The sequence below is a fragment of the Pedobacter sp. ASV28 genome (genome assembly GCF_016428855.1).
Taxonomy (GTDB): domain Bacteria; phylum Bacteroidota; class Bacteroidia; order Sphingobacteriales; family Sphingobacteriaceae; genus Pedobacter.
In genome coordinates this window covers 111,470-134,173 of record NZ_JAELTN010000005.1, presented here as the reverse complement: position 1 = coordinate 134,173, position 22,704 = coordinate 111,470, and the positions used below count along the sequence as shown (strand labels likewise).

Sequence of the window (22,704 nt, the reverse complement as noted above, 5' to 3'; positions counted from 1 at the left end):
CCCCCCCCCCCCCCCCCCCCCCCCCCCCCCCCCCCCCCCCCCCCCCCCCCCCCCCCCCCCCCCCCCCCCCCCCCCCCCCCCCCCCCCCCCCCCCCCCCCCCCCCCCCCCCCCCCCCCTTTTTACGCAGGTCTCGTGGGCTCGGAGATGTGTATAAGAGACAGTTATCAGCCAATCAGTGAAAATCTTTATAAAAAGCTATCATTAGAGGGCTGGCTCTATAATATTTTTGTTGATAGTGACGCCGAATTTTGGGATCAATGTAGATAACTAATATGAACATTAGCATAACAGGAACGAGGGGATTTGTAGGAACTAATTTAGTCCCTTTTTTAAAGAATTTACATTTATCAATCAAAACCATAACTAAAGAAGAAGTTACTGGGAATTTGATTCTCAACGAAGTAGATTCAATCATCCACCTCGCAGGCAAAGCACACGATCTAAAGAAAACTTCTAAACCAGAGGAATATTACCAAGTAAATTTCGAGCTGACTAAAAAGCTTTACGATGTTTTCTTAAATTCAGATACAAAGAAATTTATCTTCATAAGTTCGGTAAAAGCAGCTTTAGATAAGGTAGACATTGTACTTACAGAAGACCATGAGCCAAACCCACAAACAGACTACGGAAAATCTAAATTAATGGCAGAGCAGTACATACAAGCTCAGGAACTGCCCGAAGGAAAGTCATACTATATTTTAAGACCTTGCATGATACATGGCCCCGGAAATAAGGGGAATTTGAATTTGCTTTATAAGTTTGTTCAAAAGGGTATTCCTTATCCACTAGCTGCTTTTGACAATAAGCGATCTTTTTTAAGTATTGAAAATCTTTGTTTCGTGATTCAACAATTGTTAGAAAAAGATATTCCATCAGGTATTTATAATGTAGCTGATAATGACGCTTTATCTACAAGTGAAGTTATAAAAATACTAGCTGAAGCTTCAAATAAACATCCTAGATTTTTGAAAATTCCTAAAGGCCTAGTTAAAAGTTTAGCAAAAGTAGGCGATCTATTTAAGTTGCCATTAAACTCAGAACGATTGCAAAAATTAACAGAAAGCTATGTGGTTAGTAATGAAAAGATAACAAGCTTTTTAAATATTCAGTTGCCTATAAAATCAAAAGAAGGACTTTTAGTAACGACTAATTCTTTTAAAGAAATACAAAAAGATAATTTAAATGAATAGTGAGGCAATTGAGTTGGGTATGAATTCATGTCTTGTTACTGGGGGCAACGGTTATTTAGGTAAACATATTGTTGATCATTTTTGTGCCATAGGGTGGAAAGTTAAAACATTAGGAAGAAGTATTGAGAATACCTATTGTTATGATCTTTCAATTAATATTCCAAGTTTTATAGAGAAATTTGATGTGATTATTCATTGTGCTGGTAAAGCGCATAGCTTCCCTAAAACACTTCGAGAAGAGGAAGAGTTTTTTGATGTTAATACTATAGGCACTAAAAATTTATTAAAAGCATTAGAAGAAGCGCCTTCGTTACCCAAAACAGTTGTATTTATAAGTTCTGTCTCAGTTTATGGTGTAAGTGAGGGTACTTCCTTCTGTGAAGAAACTCCGCTATATTCTAAACACCCATATGGTAAAAGTAAGATAGCAGCGGAAGGATTAATGGTGGAATGGTGCAAAAAAAATAGTGTAACTTATTTAATTCTAAGACTCCCGTTGCTAGCAGGGAAAAAACCTCCAGGAAATTTGGCAAGTATGATTAAAGCTATTAGCAAAGGGTATTATTTTAACATCCAAGAGCAGGTGCGCAAGAGCATCGTAATGGCTGATGATGTAGCTAAAATTATACCAAGCGCAATAAATATTGGAGGTGTATATAATTTAACAGATGGTTATCACCCAACTATTAAAGAATTGGCGATCTTAATGGCAGATCAGTTAGGTAATAAGCATCCTAGAACCATTCCCATTTGGCTTGGTAAAATGTTATTGTCAATGGTTGATAAACTTTCTTTTATTTCAAAAATTAGAGCCTATAAGTTCAAGAAGTTAGCATCAACCTTAACCTTCGATGATACCAGGGCAAGACAGGTTTTGGGTTGGAAACCAAATAGGGTCATAGAAAATTTCATTATAAAATAGCACATTAATAATAATTATTTCTCCCCCTTGTCAGAAAACCCACTCAAGATATCCATTATTACTGTAGTCAAAAATGCAGAAAATACCATTTCAAGATGTCTTTCTTCATTAATAGAACAAACATATTCTAATGTAGAAATAATCGTAATGGATGGAGCTTCTACAGATGGAACTTTAGGTTTTATTGAGAAATTTCGGCGAGAAAATCTTAAAATATATTCTGAAAAGGACTTGGGTATATACGATGCCTTAAATAAAGGGATATCTCGCTCTACCGGAGATATTATTGGACTATTGCACAGTGATGATTATTTAAGCAATGAATTGGTCTTGGAAGATATCGCAAACGAATTTAGTAACACAAGTTTACCGATCATTATTGGTAAATTGTCTTATTTTCATCCTGATAATTTAACTAAAATAGTTCGTAGATATTATCCATTTCGATTTAGCAAATGGATGTTCCGTTTTGGCATGGCCCCTCCGCACCCAGCCTTTTATGCTAAAAGAGAATTGTTTGAAAGATATGGAAATTATCGTACAGACTTGGAAATAGCAGGTGATTTTGATTTAATGTTAAGGTTTTTATACCTTCATAAAGTTCCGTACAAATGTATAGATGAAAACTGGGTAATGATGAGTACTGGAGGTAAAAGTACAAATGGATGGACTAGCATAATTAAAAACAATAAAGATATTTTAACAGTATGTAGAGATCATCATTTTTACTCGAATTATATGTTTATTTATGCTAAATACCTAATAAAAACAGTAGGTCTGCTTATAAAATAGATATCTTTAGAGACTTTATATAACTCATGTACAACGTTGGACATTACGCTATTTTATTGGGTTTTCTATTTGTTGTGGAAATTCTGTATTTCAAAATAGCAGATCATTATAACATTATAGATAAGCCAAATTATCGAAGTTCACATACTTCCATTACTATTCGTGGGGGCGGAATAATCTTTACCCTTGCTATATTGGGATGGTTCTTTACAAATAATTTTAGTTATCCATACTTTGTTTCGGGATTATTTTCTATCGCTCTGATCAGTTTTTTAGATGATATACTTACACTTAACAATAAGGTTCGATTAAGTGTGCATCTTTTCGCTGTACTCTTGCTTTTTTTGCAATGGGACCTATTTGCCCTAAGTTGGTATTGGTTAATTATGGCAGCTATATTTGTAATAGCCACGATCAATGCTTATAATTTCATGGATGGAATTAATGGTATTACGGGTAGTTATAGTATGGTAGCTATAGGTACACTATATTATATAAATGAAGAAATAATTTCTTTTACCTCATCAGATTTATTAATAGTTGTAGGCTTATCGCTTATGGTCTTTAATTTTTTTAATTTTAGAAAGAAAGCTAAATGTTTTGCCGGAGATGTTGGGAGCGTAAGTATAGCATTCATTTTGATATTTATCATTGGCCAGTTGATTTTGGAAACCAGCAATCTATCCTATATTTTATTATTATTGATCTATGGAATGGACACTGCATTTACTGTCTTTTTTCGGAAACTTAGGGGTGAAAATATATTTGAAGCGCATCGAAGCCATTTCTATCAATATTTGGTAAACCATTTAAAATATTCCCATCTTTTTGTTTCTTTCTTGTACTTTATGGCGCAGTTCTTGATAAATATGATCTTGATTCTATTAGTAAAGCAGTCTACAGCATATGCTATGTGCCTATTTATAGGAGTGGTTTTATTGTACTTGCTGTTACGCTTTAAAATGGAAGGTAAAACTAAATTATTGGTGAGGTATGAAAGTTAGAAAAAGTAATCGCGTTAATGCGGATGTAAAAACTTTGAGAGAATGCAATATTTATCTTACCTTTATTATATAAAAAATCTGGTTTGTTTGGTAAAATAAATATCGTTCCTAGGTGGATCATTTTCTTGTTGGATTTAGGGATATGCTTAGTTTCTCTGATCACAGCTTATTCTATTAAACTAAACTTCGCTCTAAACGGAATAGATATTGTAGAGTTTAGTAGAAACGTATTAATATTAAGTGTAATTAATATTGTCGTATTCTTTAATGTGAAGACCTATGCCGGTATTATTCGTTATACCAGTGCACAGGATACTTTCAGGATACTCTTTGCCGTTGTTATCAGCAATGGGCTATTTTTCTTTTTCAACTTTTTTATTGTTGCCATAGGTCATGATCCATATATATCAAATAGCATTCTTATTGTTAATGGATTAACTTCTTTTCTGCTTTTAATTACCTATAGGGTATTGATCAAATATTTTTTCATGTACATCAAGAACTTAAATCTTGATAAGCGAAAAGTGATTATATATGGAGCAGGAGAAGCAGGTTTAGCTACAAAAAGAACATTTGATCATGATGGAAAAGTAAATAAAACCATCATCGCCTTTGTTGATGATGAAGAGCGTAAGGTAGGTAAAACCATAGATGGTATTAAAATACTTTCAGCTGTCAAACTGGAAGAGTTGATTAAGGAGCATGAAGTTGACGAGATTATTTTTGCATCCTATACTATTCCCTTGGAGCGGAAAAACCAGATTGTAGATGTTTGTTTGGAACATAATGTTACTGTGCTTAATATTCCTCCTGCCGATGTTTGGGGTGGGGGTAAGCTACATACGGCTCAAATTCAGAATATCAATATTGAAGATCTTTTAAACCGTAAGCCTATAGAAATAGATATCCAAGGTTTACAAAATCAATTAAAGGATAAAAGGATCTTGATTACTGGAGCTGCAGGTTCCATAGGCAGCGAGATTGTAAGGCAATTAATGAACTTTGATTCTGGCCTGATTATACTCTGTGACCAGTCTGAAACAGCATTGCACCACATTTATTTAGAACTGGAAGAAACACATACCAATACCAATTTTCATGCTTTTGTAGGGGATGTGAAGGATGAAAAAAGGATGATGCATCTTTTTGAGACCTATAGGCCTCATTATGTATATCATGCGGCAGCGTATAAACATGTACCCTTAATGGAAGATAATCCGGCAGAGGCCATTAAAACAAATGTATTAGGGACAAAGATAATAGCCGATCTATCGGTAAAGCATGGTGTGCAAAAGTTTGTGATGATTTCTACCGATAAGGCCGTAAATCCTACCAACATTATGGGAGCATCCAAGCGCATTGCTGAAATATATGTGCAATCGCTGAACAACTCTTTAAATAGAAAAGACTTTGTTTTTAGCAATGGACTAAGCTATATAAATGAATTGGAAGTAAAGCCAATTACCAAATTTATTACTACCCGTTTTGGTAATGTTTTAGGTTCAGATGGATCAGTGATACCTAGGTTTAAACAGCAAATAGAAAAGGGAGGACCGTTAACGGTTACCCACCCGGAAATTACCAGATATTTCATGACCATACCAGAGGCCTGCAGATTGGTACTTGAGGCAGGCTGTATGGGTAAAGGTGGAGAAATCTACATATTCGATATGGGTAAATCTGTTAAGATTGTAGAGCTTGCCAAAAAAATGATCAGGTTGGCTGGATTGATCCCAAATCAAGACATAAAGATACAATATTCGGGTTTACGGCCTGGAGAAAAGCTATTTGAAGAGTTGTTAAACGATAATGAAAATACAATGCCTACTCATCATGAGAAAATCATGATAGGTAAGGTAAGAGAATATGTTTTTGCTGAAATTGAAGAGCAGATATATGAACTTTTTCAATATGCAAAAACAAATGACGATAGACAGGTAGTGATTGCCATGAAAAAATTGGTGAAAGAGTTTAAGAGTAAAAACTCTGTTTTTGAGGAATTGGATAGTGTCGTAAATGATTAATTCTTTAATGAAAAATTATATTTTAACGGCATTATTAGCCATTTCTGTTTTTAATGTTAAGGCACAGGATGTTATACCAACTCCCAATCAGCAGATTCCTTATGATTATCAATTGTATCAGAAGCTAAATCGTTCGGCATATGATACCAAATATAAATTCCATTCTTCTATTAAGGGCTTTAATGCTGACGATCCTTATTTAAAGCTTAGGTATGATTCGTTAATGAATTATGGTGTAGATAGTTTGAATAGAAAAAGTTGGGTATACCGTAAACTATTTCAGGAGCACCTGCTTCAGTTTTCTAATGAAGATTACAACATCTATGCTGATTTCCTCCCTGACTTTCAAATAGGTAGAGACTTTAGTGGGAACAGGACGACTTGGTTAAATACCAGGGGTTTTCAGGTAGGGGGTAATGTAGGTAAAAACTTCTCATTCTATTTGAATGGTTTCGAAAATCAGGGTAAGTTTGCCGATTATATCAATAACTATGTGGTAAGTAACCAGGTAGTTCCAGGACAGGGTTATGGTAAGCTAGCCCAAGACAAACAAGATTGGACCTATGTTACCGCATTGCTTTCTTATACGCCGAATAAGTACCTTAACTTTGCATTAGGCTATGATAAAAACTTTATTGGGGATGGTTATCGATCAATGCTATTATCCGATGTGTCTTCCAATTATTCTTTTTTTAGGGTGAGAGCAACCTTGGGAAGTGTTCAATATCAGACTATTTTTGCCTACATGTTGGATCCTGGAGCACCTAAGCTGACCAATGATAGAAGACTGGGTGATAGGGGGAAATGGATGGCTGCACATTATATAGACTGGAATGTGACCAATAGGTTGTCCTTAGGCTTTTTTCAGGCGGTTACCTGGGCAGATGCAGAAGTAGAAGGTAAAAGAGGGTTTGATTTTAATTATATCCACCCTTTTATATTCTTGAGGCCTGTTGAAAGTGCCAACAGCTTTTCGCCTGATAAGATGAGATTGGGGCTTAACGCTAAATATGAGCTACTTCAGAAAACAGCGCTTTATGGACAGTTCATGTTCGATGAATTTACAGCGAAAGAATTTTTTAAAGGAAACGGATACTGGGCTAATAAATGGGCCATTCAGTTGGGATTAAGGGGTGCTGATTTATTCAATGTCCCCGGATTGAATTATTTAGCAGAATTTAATACCGCCCGTCCTTATACTTATGCACATTTTAATAGACTTTCTAATTATTCTAATTATAATGAAGCCTTGGCGCATCCCTATGGAGCTAATTTTAGAGAGTTTTTGGGTATCTTAAACTATAGCTTAAAGAGATTTGATTTTCAGGGACAGGCACTTTATGCCATGTATGGTCTGGATCCTACAGGTGCAAATTATGGAAAAGATATTTTCAAGAATTATGAAAGTCGCTCTGTGGATTATGGTAGCCACATTGGTCAGGGGATAAAAACAGATCTTTACATATTACAGGGCAAGGCAGCCTATCTGCTAAATCCGAAATATAATTTGAAGATAGAACTCGGTGCTCTTTTGAGGCAAGAAAGAAATACTTTAATTAATAATAGAACAGCGATGGTTACTTTCGGTTTGAGAAGTAGTTTTAGAAATTTGTATTATGATTTTTAAGGAGCTGTCAATAATGAAATAAAAAAGGGGCAATCGCCCTTTTTTTATTTCTTACTCAAATAGTCTTGATAAGCAAGTTTTAAGCCATCTTCCAGTTCAATATGATGCCTCCAGCCTAGTTTATGTAATTTCGAAACGTCCATAAGTTTGCGTGGTGTACCATCGGGCTTGCTTGTGTCAAAAACCAATTTACCATCAAAACCAACTACCTTTTTAACTAGAAAAGCCAAATCCTTGATAGTTAAGTCTTCTCCCGTGCCAATATTGATCAGATTAGGTTCATTATATTTTTCCATTAGGAAATAACAGGCATCAGCTAAATCATCTGCAAATAAAAATTCTCGCATCGGCGAACCAGTCCCCCAAATAACCACTTCTTTGCTGTCATTATTTTTGGCTTCGTCAAATTTTCTAATTAAGGCAGGTAATACATGTGAATTTTCTGGATGATAATTATCATTAAGCCCATACAAGTTTGTAGGCATTACTGAAATAAAATTACATCCATATTGATCTCTATAGGCATCACACATTTTAATGCCAGCTATCTTAGCAATAGCGTAAGGTTCGTTGGTTGGCTCCAATAGCCCAGTCAATAAATAATCTTCTCTAAGCGGTTGAGGTGCTAGTTTTGGATAAATACAGCTAGAGCCTAAAAACATTAATTTCTTTACGCCATTTATATACGACTGATGGATCACATTATTTTGAATAGCTAAATTTTCATAAAGGAAGTCTGCCCTATATGTATTATTGGCGATGATACCTCCAACTTTTGCTGCTGCCAAGAAAACATAATCGGGTTTTTCCAAGGAAAAAAAATCTGTAACGGCTTGTTGGTTTCTTAGGTCTAACTCTTCTGATGATCTGGTAATAATATTTTGAAAACCTTCTTTTAGTAGTTTTCTGTAAATCGCAGAGCCAACCATTCCTCTATGGCCTGCTACATATATTTTAGATCTTTTTTCCATGTGTGTTTTATTCTCTTTATTAAGAGAGTGGATGATGGCTTAGGATGCAATTGTCTTGGTTGTTCTACCTATTGCCACTCTTTTAACAGCCTTGATGATGGCATTAGTGTCATAGTCGCAAAGTGCCCAAAGTTCAGGTTGTTCTCCATGTTCTATTACTTCGTCTGGTATGCCAAGCCTAATGACATCAGCTTTATAATGATGATCGGCCATGAATTCAATAACCGCACTTCCCATTCCGCCTTGTAGGCAACCATCTTCTACTGTGATTACGTTTTTATAACGTGTAAACACTTCATGTAGCAAATCAGTATCTAGTGGTTTTACAAATCTCAAATCGTAATGTGCGGGGTGTATACCTTCACTGTTTAATTCTTTGCAAGCTTCAACAGCAAAGTTGCCAACATGTCCAATGGTCAATAAGGCTACATCTTCGCCATCGCATATCTTCCGACCTTTTCCAACCTCTAGGGTTTTGAAAGAGCGCTTCCAGTCTGGCATTACACCATTGCCCCTTGGATAACGAATAGTAAAAGGCCCCATATTTTCTTGTTGGGCAGTATACATGAGGTTTCTTAGCTCTTCTTCGTTCATTGGAGAAGCTACAATCATATTGGGAATGCAACGCATGAAGGCCAAGTCATAGGCACCATGGTGAGTGGCACCATCGGCTCCAGCTAGGCCAGCTCTATCTAAACAAAAAACCACATTAAGATTTTGTATAGCTACATCATGAATGACTTGATCATAAGCCCTTTGCATAAAGCTTGAGTAGATGTTACAGAAAGGAACCAAACCTTGTGTAGCTAAGCCCGCAGAAAAAGTAACGGCATGTTGCTCGGCAATTCCTACGTCAAATGCCCTGTGGGGCATTGCTTTCATCATGATGTTTAATGAAGAACCAGATGGCATAGCTGGCGTTATACCCACAATTTTGGAATTGGCTTCTGCCAACTCTACCATGGTATGGCCAAAAACATCCTGATACTTTGGAGGCTGAGGTTTCTCGGAAACAGATTTTTTAATTTCTCCTGTAATTTTATCAAAGAGACCTGGAGCATGCCATTTGGTCTGATCTTTTTCAGCTAATGCAAAGCCTTTACCTTTTACGGTAACGCAATGCAGTAACTTTGGCCCAGGGATACTGGACAAGTCTTTAATGGTAGCAGCCAAGCGTTTTACATCATGGCCATCAACAGGTCCAAAATACCTGAAGTTTAATGCCTCGAAAAAATTACTTTGCTTTAGTAAAGTGCCTTTTATACTTTTCTGTATTTTTTTAACATACTTCTGTGCATTGGGTCCAAGTTCAGAGAGTTTGGTCAATACGTTGAAAACATCATCCCTAAACCTGTTGTATGATTTAGAAGTAGTGATACTAGTAAGGTATTCTTTTAGGGCGCCAACATTTGGATCTATGGACATACAGTTGTCATTTAAGATCACCAGTAGGTTGGATTTTTCAATCCCTGCATGGTTTAAGCCTTCAAATGCTAGGCCAGCTGTCATGGCGCCATCACCTATTACGGCTACATGTTGCCTGTTTTTTTCTCCTTTGTAATGAGAGGCTACAGCCATTCCCAAGGCAGCAGAGATGGAAGTCGATGAATGGCCTACACCAAAAGTATCGTATTCACTTTCTCCGATTTTTGGAAAGCCGCTAATGCCGTTGATAATTCTATTGGTATGGAACAGCTCTCTTCGCCCCGTTAATATCTTATGCCCATAAGCTTGGTGTCCCACATCCCAAATCAATTTGTCATATGGGGTGTTTAATGCATAGTGCAATGCAACAGTGAGTTCTACAACGCCTAGACTAGCTCCAAAATGTCCACCGTTTACGCTGACAACATCAATAATATACTGACGTAATTCCTGGCAAATCTGCTCCAAGTCTTGTTCACTATATTTTTTTAAATCCTCAGGATAATTTATAGTTGATAATAAAGCGCCCGTCTTAACTTCCATGCAAAATTTTAAAAGCACAAATTACGGTATTTTGTTTAATACTTTCATTAAGAATTGTTTCAAATTAGAAGTTATGACCTTAGAAGGTTAATGAGAATGACGTGGTTATCTATATTATCCCATTGTATTAAGTAATAAATTAAGTATTTTTACCCGAAATACATATTTCCCCATAATGAACAGAGATACATTAGTTTTCGATTTAATTAACAAAGAATTAGACAGACAAGAACACGGATTAGAACTTATCGCTTCTGAAAATTTCGTGAGTAAACAGGTAATGGAAGCGGCAGGTTCGGTATTGACCAATAAATATGCTGAAGGCCTACCGGGAAAACGCTACTATGGTGGTTGCCAAATAGTAGATGAGATAGAAAACATAGCTATTGAAAGAGCTAAAAAACTTTTTGGGGCAGCATGGGTAAACGTTCAACCCCATTCTGGTGCTCAGGCCAACGCCGCAGTAATGTTAGCTGTTATCCAGCCTGGAGATAAGATTTTAGGGTTTGATCTTTCTCATGGAGGACATTTGACTCATGGTTCTCCGGTTAATTTTTCTGGAAAACTTTACCAGCCTTTGTTCTATGGAGTGAAAAAAGAGGATGGATTGATCGATTATGCCAAACTGGAAGAGATTGCTTTAGCTGAAAAGCCAAAACTGATCATATGTGGGGCTTCTGCCTATTCTAGGGAATGGGATTATGCTTTTATTCGTAGCGTAGCCGATAAGATTGGAGCTTTGGTATTGGCAGATATTTCGCACCCTGCTGGCTTTATAGCTAAGGGATTATTGGCAGACCCGCTACCTCACTGTCATATTGTAACCACTACTACACATAAAACATTAAGGGGACCTCGTGGCGGTATGATCATGATGGGGAAAGATTTTGAAAATCCATTCGGCTTAAAAACACCTAAGGGAGAAATTAGGATGATGTCTTCGTTATTGGATATGGCCGTATTTCCAGGTACCCAAGGAGGACCGCTAGAGCATATTATAGCAGCAAAAGCAATCGCGTTTGGAGAAGCATTAACTGATGATTATTTAAATTATATTAAGCAAGTGGGTGCCAATGCACAAGCAATGGCTAAGGCATTTGTAGCTAAAGGATATGGTATCATTTCTGGAGGGACCAATAACCACCTGATGTTAATTGACCTGAGAAATAAGAATATAACGGGTAAGCTTGCAGAGAATGCCTTAGAAAAGGCAGACATTACCGTAAATAAAAATATGGTTCCTTTTGATGATAAATCTCCATTTGTTACTTCGGGAATGAGAGTAGGAACTGCAGCTATTACCACTAGAGGGTTTAAGGAAACAGAAATGTCGCAAATTGTAGACTTGATAGATGAAGTACTGAGCAATCCAGAAGATGAGAGTGTGTTAAACGGGGTAAAAACTAAAGTTCAAGCTTTGGTGAGCCGTTTCCCACTTTATAAATAAATCTTATCTAAGATGTCAAAAAAGCCTCCTCCAAACGCAGAAATGGAAGAGCAGCGCCTAGCTGCGCTTTACTCATATGATGTGTTGGGGGCTGGGCTAGAGAATGAATTAGATAACTTAGTGAAGCTGGCAGCTCAAATTGCTGCCACTTCCAAATCTTATATCTCTTTTATAGACCGAGACAAGATTATTTTTAAATCTACTATAGGTCTGGTAACTACTCAGAGGGTTTTTTCAAGGGAAGGAAGTGTTTGTCAACACACTATGCTACTGGATAGAGTTTATGTGGTAAAAGACATGACTAAAGATCCCTTTTTTATTAATAGTCCATTATTATCATCGCAAGATCAATTGAGGTTTTATGCAAGTGTACCCTTAAAGGATCTTGATGGATTTTATTTGGGCTGTCTTTGTGTGGTAGATGACCATCCCAAAGATTTGAATGCTGTTCAAATCGAGGCATTACAAACTTTATCGATACAGATCGTAACCCAACTTAGCTTACGTCGAAAAAACCTTCAGCTCGAAGCTCAAACGAAACGTTCAGAAGAATTCATCAATGTATTTCAGGCCTCTCCAGAGATACATTGTATTTTAAGTAGGGAAGGAAACATACTTTTTATCAATCAGGCAGTAATTTCTCTATTAGGTTACTCCGTTGAGGAAACATTGGGTAAAAGCATGTGGGGCTTTTGCTATAAGGATGATATTGAAAGAATAACCCATCATTTAGAACTTGGCCTTAAGGGTAAGGTGAAGCAGTTCGCATTGGACTTTAGGATAAAAGGAAAGCAACAGCAGGTAAAATGGTTGAGCTGGAGTATGGTTTCTAAGGGAGACAGGTGGTATAGCTATGGTAGGGATATTACAGAAAGTAAGCGTTTAGAGGCGGAATTGACACGGTTATCTTTTGTGGCAAGTAAAGTGAATAATGGTGTAGTAATTAGCGATAACTACAATCGTGTGAGCTGGGCCAATAGTGCATTTACAGAGATCACTGGCTTTACTTTGGAAGATATTCAGGGCAAACCCCTTGGTGACCTCATAAGAGGACCAGAAACAGATTGGTCGGTTATAGAAAAAGCGAGGCAGCTCACCCAAGAAAAGAAATCTTTTACGGTCGATGTGCTGGCTTACAGAAAAGATAAACAGAAAATCTGGCTATCCATTTATAGCACTATAATCTTAAAGGAAGATGGAGATGTGGAAACGGAGATAGAGATTATCATAGATGTGACAGATAAGAAAAAGGCCGAGCAGGAATTGGAAGTACTATCAACAGTGGCCAGTAAAACAAATACGGGAGTAGCCATTTATGATCAATCGGGCGCTATTACATGGGTGAACAAATCGTTGGAAGAAATGATTGGTTATTCCTTTCAGGAACTTTCGGGTAGGATGCTGGGCGATGTGCTTTCTACAGAAGATACTGACAAAGACTTGATTTTGAATTCCCGGCGAAGTGCGATGGATAAAAAATCATTCTCGATAGAAGTCTTTGCCAATAAAAAAGATGGCACCCCCATATGGTTATCGGTGTCGAACACGCCAATTATCAATGGAAATGGTGTGATGGAACGGCAGGTTGAACTCATTGCCGATATTACAGAACGTAAGCAGGTAGAACATGATATGGTTTTGGCGAAAGAGCAGGCCTTGCAGCTTAGCGAGGCTAAGGAAATGTTCCTTTCCGTAATGAGCCATGAAATTAGGACGCCTCTGAATGCCATTATAGGGATGACCCATCTGTTAATTGATAATGATCCCAAAGCCTCCCAAATTGACGATCTGAATATTTTAAAGTTCTCTGGAGAGAATTTGTTAAATATCATTAATGATGTTTTAGACTTTACTAAAATAGAGACTGGTAATTTAAATCTGGAGTTTTTGCCATTAAGCTTAAGTAACTTATGTAATGACATTGTTAACTCCTTGCAGGTTAGTTCCCAAAAAAAGAAGAATGTACTTACCTTACATTATGATCAAAAAATACCGGGATTGCTTCTAGGTGATAAAACCAGGCTATACCAGATTTTAATGAACCTTTTGGGGAATGCCATTAAATTTACCAATAAAGGTAGGGTAGATCTAAAAGTTAAGCTATTTGGAGAACAGGCTGATGCTGCTGATATCTATTTTGAAATTGCCGATAATGGAATTGGAATCCCTAGTGATAAAAAAGAATATATATTTGAAACCTTTACACAGGCAAAGGCTGACATTTCAAGAAAATATGGAGGAACAGGTTTGGGCTTGGCCATCACCAAAAAGCTGCTTAAACTTTATGGGTCTGATATTCAGGTAAACAGCATTGAAGGCAAGGGAACTACTTTTTCATTTCTTATACATTTCAATAAGGCTTCACAAACAGCCATACTGAAAGAAGCCAAGCCGGTAGTTTTTGAAGGAAAAAGAGTGTTGGTGGTTGATGATAACGAAATCAATATTTTAATTGCTAAACGTATTCTGATGAAATGGGGACTGACTATAGATTTCGCCTCTGATGGATATAAGGCCATAGAATGCATTACACAAAAGAACTATGATTTAGTATTTATGGACATCAAAATGCCTGGAATCAATGGATTCGAGACCACAACCATTATCAGGGGACTTGATGGAGATTATTATAAAAAGCTGCCTATCGTAGCGTTAACAGCTTCAACTTTACATGATGAAGAAAGCAAATTTAAAGAGAGCGGAATGAATGGACACATTTTAAAGCCTTTTAATCCAACCGAGATAAAAAAGATACTTTCACATTATTTATTGTAAAAGTAAAGGGCCGACATTCTGAATAGAATTGTCGACCCTTACCATCTAAATTAACGCTCTCGATATAATTAACGAGAATATTTATTAAAAAGTTTTATTGGCGAATTATTTTTTTTAGTTGTGCTGGTAACACCCTAAATCTGAGGGGAATAATCTTTCTTTTGCTAGGATGTCTTTGGATAGATAAGCGCTAAAATAGCGGTCGCTACTTAAATTTAGCCCTTTTTTAAGCGCTGGGCTAGTCGCATCTAATTTAAAAATTCCCCTTCTTGGATTAAGAAATAGAGGGTCGACATTTAAGATATTTCCGTTGCCCGTGTAAATGTTCAGTTTAGTTTTAATCAGGTTATTTTTAACCTCTATTGTAGAGATAGCACTTGATTTCTTTTCAATTGAAAATTCTTCGTCTAAACTTCCCCAAATAATATTGTTAATAATCTCGGCGTTTAAAGGGGCAAATTCATTTGTGCTGATAAAATCAGAAAGATTAATGGCGGGTGTTCTACGGGCAAAGTTATAATTGTAGGCCCCGAATGTATTTTGTTTAAGGTTGTAGTTACCTCCTCCAACTCCGTAGATGAGGTATTGTCCACAATTGAAGAATAGGTTGTTAAATGCAGCTAAATCGGTGTGATAGCCTAGAAAACCTACTACCTGCATATTCTTTATAATGGAATTTACCAGCGTCAGTTTAGGATTATTATTGCTGGATAGCGAATCGACTGTAATTCCAGCTATTGCATTTTTTAATATCGTATGGCCAATGATTGAGTTTTTGCTGCTACTATGAAAGTGGATGCCGTTCCATTGCCCTGGTTCATCTTCATAAATTCTTTCTGTTCTATCGCTGGCAAATAAAATACTGTCTTTTAAAGAGCCATTGGCAATTAAGGTGCCTTTAACGTTCATGATCGAACCACTATGGAATAAGACTCTTGTTCCTGGGTTAATGGTTAAAGTGGTATTTTCGGCAACAGTTACGGAGTTGTAGATAATATAGGGAAGGTTACTATCCCAAATGGTATTATTGTTAATGGTGGCATTTTTAACAAAAATGGCATTCTGTCCATACGCTACCAAGGGAATTTTTTCTTTCTTCCCATTAAAAAATAATAATATCGAATCTTGAACAATGAAGGGCTGGTTTTGGCCGGTCGGATTAATATTTACTTTCACCAAGATGTTGATGGAATCCTTGCCGTTAATGACCAGGTTTTTGGTTTCTATCACTTGTTTGCCGTTCACGTTAATACTAAATGGAGAATTGGAACCCCCATTAATTTTTATCTCCTCTATATTTATGGCTTTGGTGTTATAATTGAAAACTTTAAACCTACGTACGGTAGAACCGATAGAAGTAAAAACGGTATCAAACAATACACTATCCGTAGAAAAGTTGAGCTTTGCACTTGGATCGAAAGTAATGTTCTCCTCTTTGTTGCAGGCCACAAAAAAGATACTTAGTATAGAAAGTAATAAAAATAGTTTGATCTGTCTCATTATTCCGCAAAGGCAACTGCCGCTATACTTAATTTTTTAACTCCATTTTTCAATAAGGTACTACCACAGGCTTCCAAAGTTGCTCCGGTAGTGATTACATCGTCTACCAAGAGGATATGTTTATCTAAAACTTCTGTTTTATCTTTAACAGTGAAAACATCCTTCATGTTTTCATATCTTGTGTATCTGGCCTTTTTGGTTTGGCTTTCGGTTGCTTGGCGCCTTAGCAAATTTTTGGTACTGATAGGAACGGCCAGTTCTTCCGATAAACCACTTGCAATATACTCACTTTGATTGTATCCTCTTAATTTAAGTTTTTTAAGATGCAGGGGAACAGGGATGATGAGGTCTAAATCATTATAAAATTCACTTTTTTTCAGTCTCTTTGCCAAGAGCTTTCCAAACACCGTACCCATGCCACATTTATGGTTATATTTTAAGCTGTGGATCATGTTTTGCACATTGGTACCTTTTTTAAAGTACAGCATGGCCATGGCCGCATTTAAGGGAAGTCGGCCCCAGAGTTGTTTGGCTACCAGGTTGTCTGGGTATAAGTGGAAATCTGTATAGGGTAAATCGTAGAGACATTTGGTACAGACTTCCTTTTCACCACGATATAACAATTGGGCACATCCATTACAGAGTTCTGGAAAGAGGAGGTTTAGCAAGTCTTCTGTATATCGTTTTATGAAAAACATTATACAAGGTACTAATTTTTAAATAATTAGGTGTTGTTGCGATGAGGTTTATGCTTTTTCCTTTACGGCAAGTTGGCCGCAGGCAGCATCAATATCCTTGCCTCGGCTACGCCTAATGTTGGTGGTAATTCCCTGCTTGCGAAGATAATTGGCAAAAGCATCGATCTTATCGCCCTCTGCATTAACAAAATCGGCAAATTGGATAGGATTATATTCGATCAGGTTAACTTTGCAGGGTACATGTTTACAGAATTTGGCTAATTCCATGGCATCCTGTATTTCATCATTAAAGTGATTAAAAACAATGTATTCGTAAGTAACTGGGTTTTTTGTTTTTTGAAAATAGTACTTTAAAGCTTCTGCCAGTGCCTTTAGGGAATTATGTTCGGTAATGGGCATAATTTCATGACGCTTTACATCATTAGCGGCATGTAGTGAGAGTGCCAAATTGAATTTTACGCCATCATCTCCCAGCTTCTTGATCATTTTTGCAATACCAGCGGTAGAGACCGTAATGCGTTTATAAGACATGTTGAGCCCGTCAGCTGCGGTAATTCTTTCGATAGATTTTAATACATTGGCATAGTTGAGTAAGGGTTCGCCCATGCCCATGTATACAATGTTGGTTAATGGTATGTTGTAATGCGCTCTAGCTTGTTTATCTATTAAAACTACCTGATCATAAATTTCATCTGCATTAAGGTTTCTTTTACGATCCATATAACCTGTAGCACAGAATTTGCAAGTCAAGCTACAGCCTACCTGAGAGCTTACACAAGCGGTCATTCTTTCGTCTGTAGGTATGAGTACGCCTTCTACAATGTTTCCATCGTAAAGCCTAAATGCATTCTTAATGGTATGATCGTTGCTGAACTGTGCACTATTGATTTCAACAATGTTAATGGAATAGTGTTCTTCCAGCTTTTTGCGCAAATCTTTAGAGAGATTGCTCATTTCGTCGAAACTCCGTGCAGATTTTTCCCAAAGCCATTGGTATACCTGTTTAGCCCGATAAGCAGGTTCTTGCATCTCTGTGAAGTGCTGTTGGAGCTGCTTAAGGTCTAAAGAACGGATATCTATTTTTCTTGTGCTTTGCATTGCTGCAAAATTACAAAAAAAAGCTGATGACAATACTGCTGTCATCAGCTTTATCAATAAGTAAACAAAACTTAAGCTTTTGTCCCGTCTTCATTAATTTGATTTAGGGTAGAAGTTTCTACTCCTTCGTCATTTCCCTTAAGGTAGGTAGGAAGGTTTAGCCCTGCCATATTGAACAGGTCATTTAGAGGTGGAACGGTCTTCATCATGCCAGATACAAAATTGGCGGTCGATGAATTTTCATTAGCGCCATTTCCAGAATCCCAAACAGTAATCTTATCAATTTTAATGTTCTTAACAGCTTCTACCTGTGTTCTTACAAGTTCAGGTAGTTTTTCAATTAACAATAATTGGAAAGCTTTGGTAGGGTCGCCGCCTGCTGCGGAGACTACTTCGCGGTAACCTTCTGCTTGTTTGGTTAAAATTTCGAAGAGACCCTTTGCTTCGGCTTCCATCTTGGCGTAAATGGCATCAGCCTCGCCCTTGGCATTTTCCCTGATGGTTTCTGCATCAGCCTGAGCTTGTATGATGGCTTTTTGTTTGGCTATTTCTGCCGGAATAACAATATTGGCTATTTGCGTGGCTCTTTCTCTTTCAGAACGGGCAGCTTCGGCTTTTTGCTCTGCCAGATAAGATGCTTCCAAGGCTTTTGCTTGTTGAACTTTTTCCGCAGCTACCGCAATTTTTAACGACTCTGCTTCTTTCTCTCTGCGTAGAGCATCTGAACTGGCAATTTCTATCTTAGCTTCGTTTTCGCCTTTTACCGCAATGGCATTGGCCTCTGAGGTTTTAATACGTGTATCTCTTTCGGCTTCAGCTTTACCAATGGCTTCATCTTTGGCAGCAGAAGCAATGCTAATTTCCCTGTCTTTTTGGGTAATGGCAATTTTTACATCACGTTCGCGTTGGGTTTCCGCAATCTGTACATCTTTTTCCCTATCGGCAATGGCCTTACCAGTTTCTCCAATTTTGGTTTGTTCTGCTACGCTAATAATCGCTTCATTAATAGCCTTTGCCGCAGCTTCTTTACCTAGTGCCTCGATATATCCCGATTCGTCTTTAATATCGGTTACGTTTACATTGATCAGTTTTAGACCGATTTTCTTTAATTCGGTATCTACGTTTTTAGAGATGTTATCTAAAAATTTATCACGATCCGAATTGATTTCTTCGATGGTCATGGTGGCAATGACCAGACGTAGCTGACCAAATAGGATGTCTTTTGATAATTCTTGAATATCAGAAGGGACCAAGCCCAATAATCGTTCTGCAGCATTGTTCATGCTGTCGGTCTCTGTAGAGATGGCAATCGTAAACCTACAAGGTACGTCGACCCTTATGTTTTGCCTGCTTAAGGCATTTACCAAGTTTGCTTCAATAGAGATAGGTTTTAGGTCGAGGTAGGCAAAATCTTGAATAACTGGCCAGATAAATGCACCTCCACCATGTATACATTTAGCAGAAGTACCACCAGTTTTGCCATAAATCACCAAAATTTTATCTGAAGGACAACGTTTATACCTGGCCAATAGGGCAGAGAGGGTTACGAATATGACAATAACGGCAATTAAAATGATCGTAATAGGCGATTGTAAAAGGTTTTCCATGTTATATTTTTTCTACGAGTACTAAATTGTTGCTTTCTATTTTTACTATTTTGATGGTTGATCCACTTGTAATCTGTTCTTGATTGGTGATGGCATCTATTTCTCTGAATGAGCCGTTTACACTGACTTGAATTTTGCCAGTGCCAGTTCTATGTTCAGGAATGCGGAGGTATACAGAAGCAGTTCTATGTAATAGACTTTCAATTTTAAAAGTATTGTTCTCCGCTAATTTTTGAATTTGTTTGATGGTGATAAAAAAGATCATGATAAAAGCAGCACCAATGATAACTGATAAGGTAATCAATAAAGGTTTGCTGTTAACCAGGCCATAGAACGATATACCTGTCCAGCTGAAGCCCAATAAAAAATTGATAAGGTTTCTAAAGGAAAAAAGCTGGAACGGGGCGTTCGCATGATCAAGATCTCCATCAAAGTCGGCGTCAATACCATCCCCAGAATCTGCGCCTATAAAGGTCATGATGGTTTGAACTAAGAAGATTGCACTGATAGGAATAGCAATGTACCAAAATACCTTTAGTAAAGGTTCTAAGTTATTTAATGCGTCCATAGATTTAGCTGTCGGTTCCCCGTAAATATAGCTATTTAGAGTAAGTTTTGAAAGTAATCTCTAAATTTTGGACGATAAAACGGTTACTTATTTCCTTTTGCCTCTAGTAGATGAGGTGCCAAACTTTCCTTTTGGAGCGCTACTTCTCTTATTCGTTCCATTGTTTTTAAACCAATCGTTACCAGCTCCAGTAGTAGTTTTAGCTTTAGTTTTCGGGGCTGTTTTGGCAGGGCGATTTGACTTTGCGTTTTCGGACTTAACTTTGTTTTTTACAGGTGATGTGGTGTTTTTTTTCTTCGGAGTGGCGTCTGAGCTTGATTTGGCTACCAGCTTATAGATGTCATTCTGCTCTTCCTCGGTAAGCTCGCGCCAATCGCCAACAGCCAGGCCTTTTAGGTTAATGTTCATAATGCGTACACGTTCCAGCTTGGTCACTTCATAACCAAAATGTTCACACATTCTACGAATTTGCCGGTTTAATCCTTGTATAAGGGTAATTCGAAATATATTGGCACTCTCTTTTTTTACTTTACATTTTTTGGTCATTACACCTAAAACAGGAACACCTTTGCTCATGCCTTCTAGAAAATGTTCCGTAACAGGTTTGTTCACCGTTACTACATATTCCTTTTCGTGATTGTTCCCGGCTCTTAAGATTTTATTGACCAAGTCGCCATTATTGGTTAAAAAGATCAATCCTTGGGAATCTTTATCCAGTCGTCCAATAGGGAAAACCCTTTCACTGTAATTAACATGTTCTACAATGTTCCCTTTTACGTTCCCTTCCGTAGTACTTGTAATCCCTATGGGCTTGTTATAGGCCAATATCACGGCATTTTCAGCTTGTCTAGGCTCAATGTTCTGACCATTTACGCTTACCAGGTCTCCAAAAATGACCTTATCTCCCACTTTTGCCTTCTTCCCGTTGATAAAAACCTGTCCCAGCTCAATATATCTATCTGCGGCTCTTCTTGAGCATAATCCGCTTTCGCTGATGTACTTGTTTAAACGGGTGGTGTGTTCGGTCATAATTAGAATTGGTTAAATGATCTACAAAGTAACCAATTCTAATTCGAATAAACGTAAGATGAAATCAGATAGCTAGAAAAATATAACTTTTAGAAGGAATGATCATCTGCGCTTGGTCCATAGGTACCAGGTATGGGAATATTTAATAGGCGAAGATAAACGCCCAATTGTGCCCTGTGGTGTGAAGTTTGGGAAAAGCTATGTCTAATGGTTTCGTACTTGGACAGGTCTGCATGTATGGTTTCACCACTACGCATTACCCATCTGCCATCAAGGTCTGCCTCTGTTATTTTTTCCAGATCAGCCTTGGCTGTCGCTACATTTTCATTAAGGTACACCAGTAAATCTGCATGGTCTTTAATTTCAACAGGTTCGTAAGGAGTGGTAGCGAAATCTAAGCCTTCGGTATTTAGGGCTAAGCCGATCCAGCTGGGAAGTTCTGCCAGATGGGTGGCCAAAGCCTTCATCTTCATGCTTTTTTCATGTGGTGCCCAGTCAAATTTTTCTACTGGAACGATTTTTAAAAATTTGCGCGTAATTTCTGCCTCATAGGCTAGCTCTTTTAATAATTCTTCGATGATTTTCATGATGTTGAACTAATTTTTTTTGTTGAGACAAAGAAAATAGGTGCAACTGACAACCCTATGGCAGTGCCTTTTCGGGTTGATTCTTTTTTGAATTTCATTTGTTGTATAAGCCCGATTGAAGTGGGGCCCGATTTTATATCTGGAGAAGCGTAAAGCGGGCTGAAATTGCGGGTGTTGAATGCTGTTGGCTTTCTAAATATTAAAAATCTACTGGAAGTAATTTCATGTAGTCATCGAGCGGCATATGTTTGTCTTTTTTGAAAGGCTGATGAGTATTTGTGATGTCGATGATTCGGTCTATCCTGAAATCTCGGTATTCGGTCCTTAGGTTGCACCAAGCAATTAAATGCCAGCCAAAAGCATAAAAAATTAATCCAATAGGTTCGATTTCCCGTTTGCTAACCTCTCCTTTGTTGTTTTTATAGTTAATGAGTATACTATGTTTAGCGGTAATAGCACTTTGAATAGCAGCCAGATATTCGAAATCATTTTTTAGCCGCTCGGGCAACTGTAGTTTGATGTGCTGGTTTAGGTTTTCCAGCACTTCTTTTTGGTTGGTTTTCAGTACATTCTTAACCTTGTCTAAGGCGCTGTGATAATGCTGTTTAATAGATTTGTCGGCAAAACCCTCCAGAAAACGTTCCATGATGAGCAAGGCACCAGCTTCGTCGGTATTAAAAGAAACTGGTGGTAGAAAATAGCCCTGTACAATAAAATACCCTTTATTGGCTTCAAAACTTAGCGGAATGCCCTGTTCTGCCAAAGCTTTAATGTCTCTGTAAACTGTACGGACACTGATTTCAAAGCGATCGGCAATGTGCTCGGCAGTTACATGCTTTTTAGATTGCAATAAAATAAGAATGCCAAAAAGCCGATCAATTCTGTTCATATCACAA

19 protein-coding genes are annotated in these 22,704 nt (G+C 37.5%); 9 read left to right on the top strand and 10 right to left on the bottom strand.

Annotated elements, in window-relative coordinates; translation table 11 throughout:
- The 7 genes from JHD79_RS03210 to JHD79_RS03180 form a co-directional block, all read left to right on the top strand.
- Positions 1-268: hypothetical protein (locus JHD79_RS03210; protein WP_199117747.1), on the top strand; the 268-nt coding region annotated here is incomplete at its 5' end.
- 5 nt (positions 269-273) lie between these two features.
- On the top strand, positions 274-1,191 hold the full coding sequence (locus JHD79_RS03205) for an NAD-dependent epimerase/dehydratase family protein (protein WP_199117746.1): 918 nt from the start codon (positions 274-276) through the stop codon (positions 1,189-1,191).
- The gene (locus JHD79_RS03200; RefSeq protein WP_233164541.1) at positions 1,184-2,113 is read left to right on the top strand and encodes an NAD(P)-dependent oxidoreductase; all 930 of its coding nucleotides are present in this window, start codon (positions 1,184-1,186) and stop codon (positions 2,111-2,113) included. Before JHD79_RS03205 ends, JHD79_RS03200 begins: the two co-directional genes overlap by 8 nt.
- A gap of 27 nt (positions 2,114-2,140) precedes the next feature.
- Positions 2,141-2,905: a glycosyltransferase family 2 protein gene (locus JHD79_RS03195; RefSeq protein WP_199117744.1), complete on the top strand. Its 765-nt coding sequence runs from the start codon at positions 2,141-2,143 to the stop codon at positions 2,903-2,905.
- A 26-nt stretch (positions 2,906-2,931) separates the two neighbouring features.
- Positions 2,932-3,909 (top strand): glycosyltransferase family 4 protein, encoded by a 978-nt coding sequence (locus JHD79_RS03190; protein ID WP_199117742.1) that lies wholly within the window; start codon positions 2,932-2,934, stop codon positions 3,907-3,909.
- Positions 3,910-3,992: 83 nt separating this feature from the next.
- Positions 3,993-5,933, top strand: coding sequence for a nucleoside-diphosphate sugar epimerase/dehydratase (locus JHD79_RS03185; RefSeq protein ID WP_199117740.1), 1,941 nt, complete (start codon positions 3,993-3,995; stop codon positions 5,931-5,933).
- A gap of 7 nt (positions 5,934-5,940) precedes the next feature.
- A complete protein-coding gene (locus tag JHD79_RS03180) occupies positions 5,941-7,560 on the top strand; it encodes a gliding motility protein RemB (protein ID WP_199117738.1) in 1,620 nt (539 codons plus the stop codon).
- Positions 7,561-7,604: 44 nt separating this feature from the next.
- Here JHD79_RS03180 and JHD79_RS03175 read toward each other — a convergent pair whose 3' ends face one another.
- Both JHD79_RS03175 and dxs read right to left on the bottom strand, forming a co-directional pair.
- On the bottom strand, positions 7,605-8,531 hold the full coding sequence (locus tag JHD79_RS03175; RefSeq protein ID WP_199117736.1) for a GDP-L-fucose synthase: 927 nt from the start codon (positions 8,529-8,531) through the stop codon (positions 7,605-7,607).
- A 39-nt stretch (positions 8,532-8,570) separates the two neighbouring features.
- Positions 8,571-10,499, bottom strand: a complete 1,929-nt coding sequence (gene dxs, locus JHD79_RS03170; protein ID WP_199117734.1) for a 1-deoxy-D-xylulose-5-phosphate synthase — start codon at positions 10,497-10,499, stop codon at positions 8,571-8,573.
- Between the two features lie 175 nt (positions 10,500-10,674).
- On the opposite strand from dxs, the gene glyA reads away from it, so the two are divergent.
- Positions 10,675-11,946 (top strand): serine hydroxymethyltransferase, encoded by a 1,272-nt coding sequence (glyA, locus tag JHD79_RS03165; protein ID WP_199117732.1) that lies wholly within the window; start codon positions 10,675-10,677, stop codon positions 11,944-11,946.
- 12 nt (positions 11,947-11,958) lie between these two features.
- Positions 11,959-14,721: a PAS domain S-box protein gene (locus tag JHD79_RS03160; RefSeq protein WP_199117730.1), complete on the top strand. Its 2,763-nt coding sequence runs from the start codon at positions 11,959-11,961 to the stop codon at positions 14,719-14,721.
- Between the two features lie 114 nt (positions 14,722-14,835).
- On the opposite strand, the gene JHD79_RS03155 is transcribed toward JHD79_RS03160, so the two are convergent.
- The 8 genes from JHD79_RS03155 to JHD79_RS03120 form a co-directional block, all read right to left on the bottom strand.
- Positions 14,836-16,221, bottom strand: coding sequence for a right-handed parallel beta-helix repeat-containing protein (locus tag JHD79_RS03155; RefSeq protein ID WP_199117728.1), 1,386 nt, complete (start codon positions 16,219-16,221; stop codon positions 14,836-14,838).
- Positions 16,221-16,919: a ComF family protein gene (locus JHD79_RS03150; RefSeq protein ID WP_199117726.1), complete on the bottom strand. Its 699-nt coding sequence runs from the start codon at positions 16,917-16,919 to the stop codon at positions 16,221-16,223. Before JHD79_RS03150 ends, JHD79_RS03155 begins: the two co-directional genes overlap by 1 nt.
- 48 nt (positions 16,920-16,967) lie before the next feature.
- A complete protein-coding gene (gene rlmN / locus JHD79_RS03145) occupies positions 16,968-18,017 on the bottom strand; it encodes a 23S rRNA (adenine(2503)-C(2))-methyltransferase RlmN (RefSeq protein ID WP_199117758.1) in 1,050 nt (349 codons plus the stop codon).
- Positions 18,018-18,088: 71 nt separating this feature from the next.
- A complete protein-coding gene (locus tag JHD79_RS03140; RefSeq protein WP_199117724.1) occupies positions 18,089-19,624 on the bottom strand; it encodes a flotillin family protein in 1,536 nt (511 codons plus the stop codon).
- Position 19,625: 1 nt separating this feature from the next.
- Positions 19,626-20,192 (bottom strand): NfeD family protein, encoded by a 567-nt coding sequence (locus JHD79_RS03135; RefSeq protein WP_199117722.1) that lies wholly within the window; start codon positions 20,190-20,192, stop codon positions 19,626-19,628.
- 87 nt (positions 20,193-20,279) lie between these two features.
- Positions 20,280-21,221, bottom strand: a complete 942-nt coding sequence (rluF, locus tag JHD79_RS03130) for a 23S rRNA pseudouridine(2604) synthase RluF (protein WP_199117721.1) — start codon at positions 21,219-21,221, stop codon at positions 20,280-20,282.
- A gap of 89 nt (positions 21,222-21,310) precedes the next feature.
- Positions 21,311-21,808 carry a DinB family protein gene (locus JHD79_RS03125; RefSeq protein WP_199117719.1) on the bottom strand — a complete coding sequence of 166 codons (498 nt, stop codon included), beginning with the start codon at positions 21,806-21,808 and terminating at the stop codon, positions 21,311-21,313.
- Between the two features lie 199 nt (positions 21,809-22,007).
- Positions 22,008-22,697 carry a YafY family protein gene (locus tag JHD79_RS03120; protein ID WP_199117717.1) on the bottom strand — a complete coding sequence of 230 codons (690 nt, stop codon included), beginning with the start codon at positions 22,695-22,697 and terminating at the stop codon, positions 22,008-22,010.
- Positions 22,698-22,704: the final 7 nt, after the last annotated feature.

What these genes read in the sequence shown, in the direction of transcription:
- dxs (WP_199117734.1), bottom strand. Translation starts at nt 10,499, where the DNA reads ATGGAAGTTAAGACGGGCGCTTTATTATCAACTATAAATTATCCTGAG.
- JHD79_RS03150 (WP_199117726.1), bottom strand. Translation starts at nt 16,919, where the DNA reads ATGTTTTTCATAAAACGATATACAGAAGACTTGCTAAACCTCCTCTTT.
- JHD79_RS03135 (WP_199117722.1), bottom strand. Translation starts at nt 20,192, where the DNA reads ATGGACGCATTAAATAACTTAGAACCTTTACTAAAGGTATTTTGGTAC.
- JHD79_RS03200 (WP_233164541.1), top strand. Translation starts at nt 1,184, where the DNA reads ATGAATAGTGAGGCAATTGAGTTGGGTATGAATTCATGTCTTGTTACT.
- rluF (WP_199117721.1), bottom strand. Translation starts at nt 21,221, where the DNA reads ATGACCGAACACACCACCCGTTTAAACAAGTACATCAGCGAAAGCGGA.
- JHD79_RS03155 (WP_199117728.1), bottom strand. Translation starts at nt 16,221, where the DNA reads ATGAGACAGATCAAACTATTTTTATTACTTTCTATACTAAGTATCTTT.
- JHD79_RS03120 (WP_199117717.1), bottom strand. Translation starts at nt 22,697, where the DNA reads ATGAACAGAATTGATCGGCTTTTTGGCATTCTTATTTTATTGCAATCT.
- JHD79_RS03180 (WP_199117738.1), top strand. Translation starts at nt 5,941, where the DNA reads ATGAAAAATTATATTTTAACGGCATTATTAGCCATTTCTGTTTTTAAT.
- JHD79_RS03205 (WP_199117746.1), top strand. Translation starts at nt 274, where the DNA reads ATGAACATTAGCATAACAGGAACGAGGGGATTTGTAGGAACTAATTTA.
- JHD79_RS03190 (WP_199117742.1), top strand. Translation starts at nt 2,932, where the DNA reads ATGTACAACGTTGGACATTACGCTATTTTATTGGGTTTTCTATTTGTT.
- JHD79_RS03125 (WP_199117719.1), bottom strand. Translation starts at nt 21,808, where the DNA reads ATGAAAATCATCGAAGAATTATTAAAAGAGCTAGCCTATGAGGCAGAA.
- glyA (WP_199117732.1), top strand. Translation starts at nt 10,675, where the DNA reads ATGAACAGAGATACATTAGTTTTCGATTTAATTAACAAAGAATTAGAC.
- JHD79_RS03175 (WP_199117736.1), bottom strand. Translation starts at nt 8,531, where the DNA reads ATGGAAAAAAGATCTAAAATATATGTAGCAGGCCATAGAGGAATGGTT.
- JHD79_RS03160 (WP_199117730.1), top strand. Translation starts at nt 11,959, where the DNA reads ATGTCAAAAAAGCCTCCTCCAAACGCAGAAATGGAAGAGCAGCGCCTA.
- JHD79_RS03140 (WP_199117724.1), bottom strand. Translation starts at nt 19,624, where the DNA reads ATGGAAAACCTTTTACAATCGCCTATTACGATCATTTTAATTGCCGTT.
- rlmN (WP_199117758.1), bottom strand. Translation starts at nt 18,017, where the DNA reads ATGCAAAGCACAAGAAAAATAGATATCCGTTCTTTAGACCTTAAGCAG.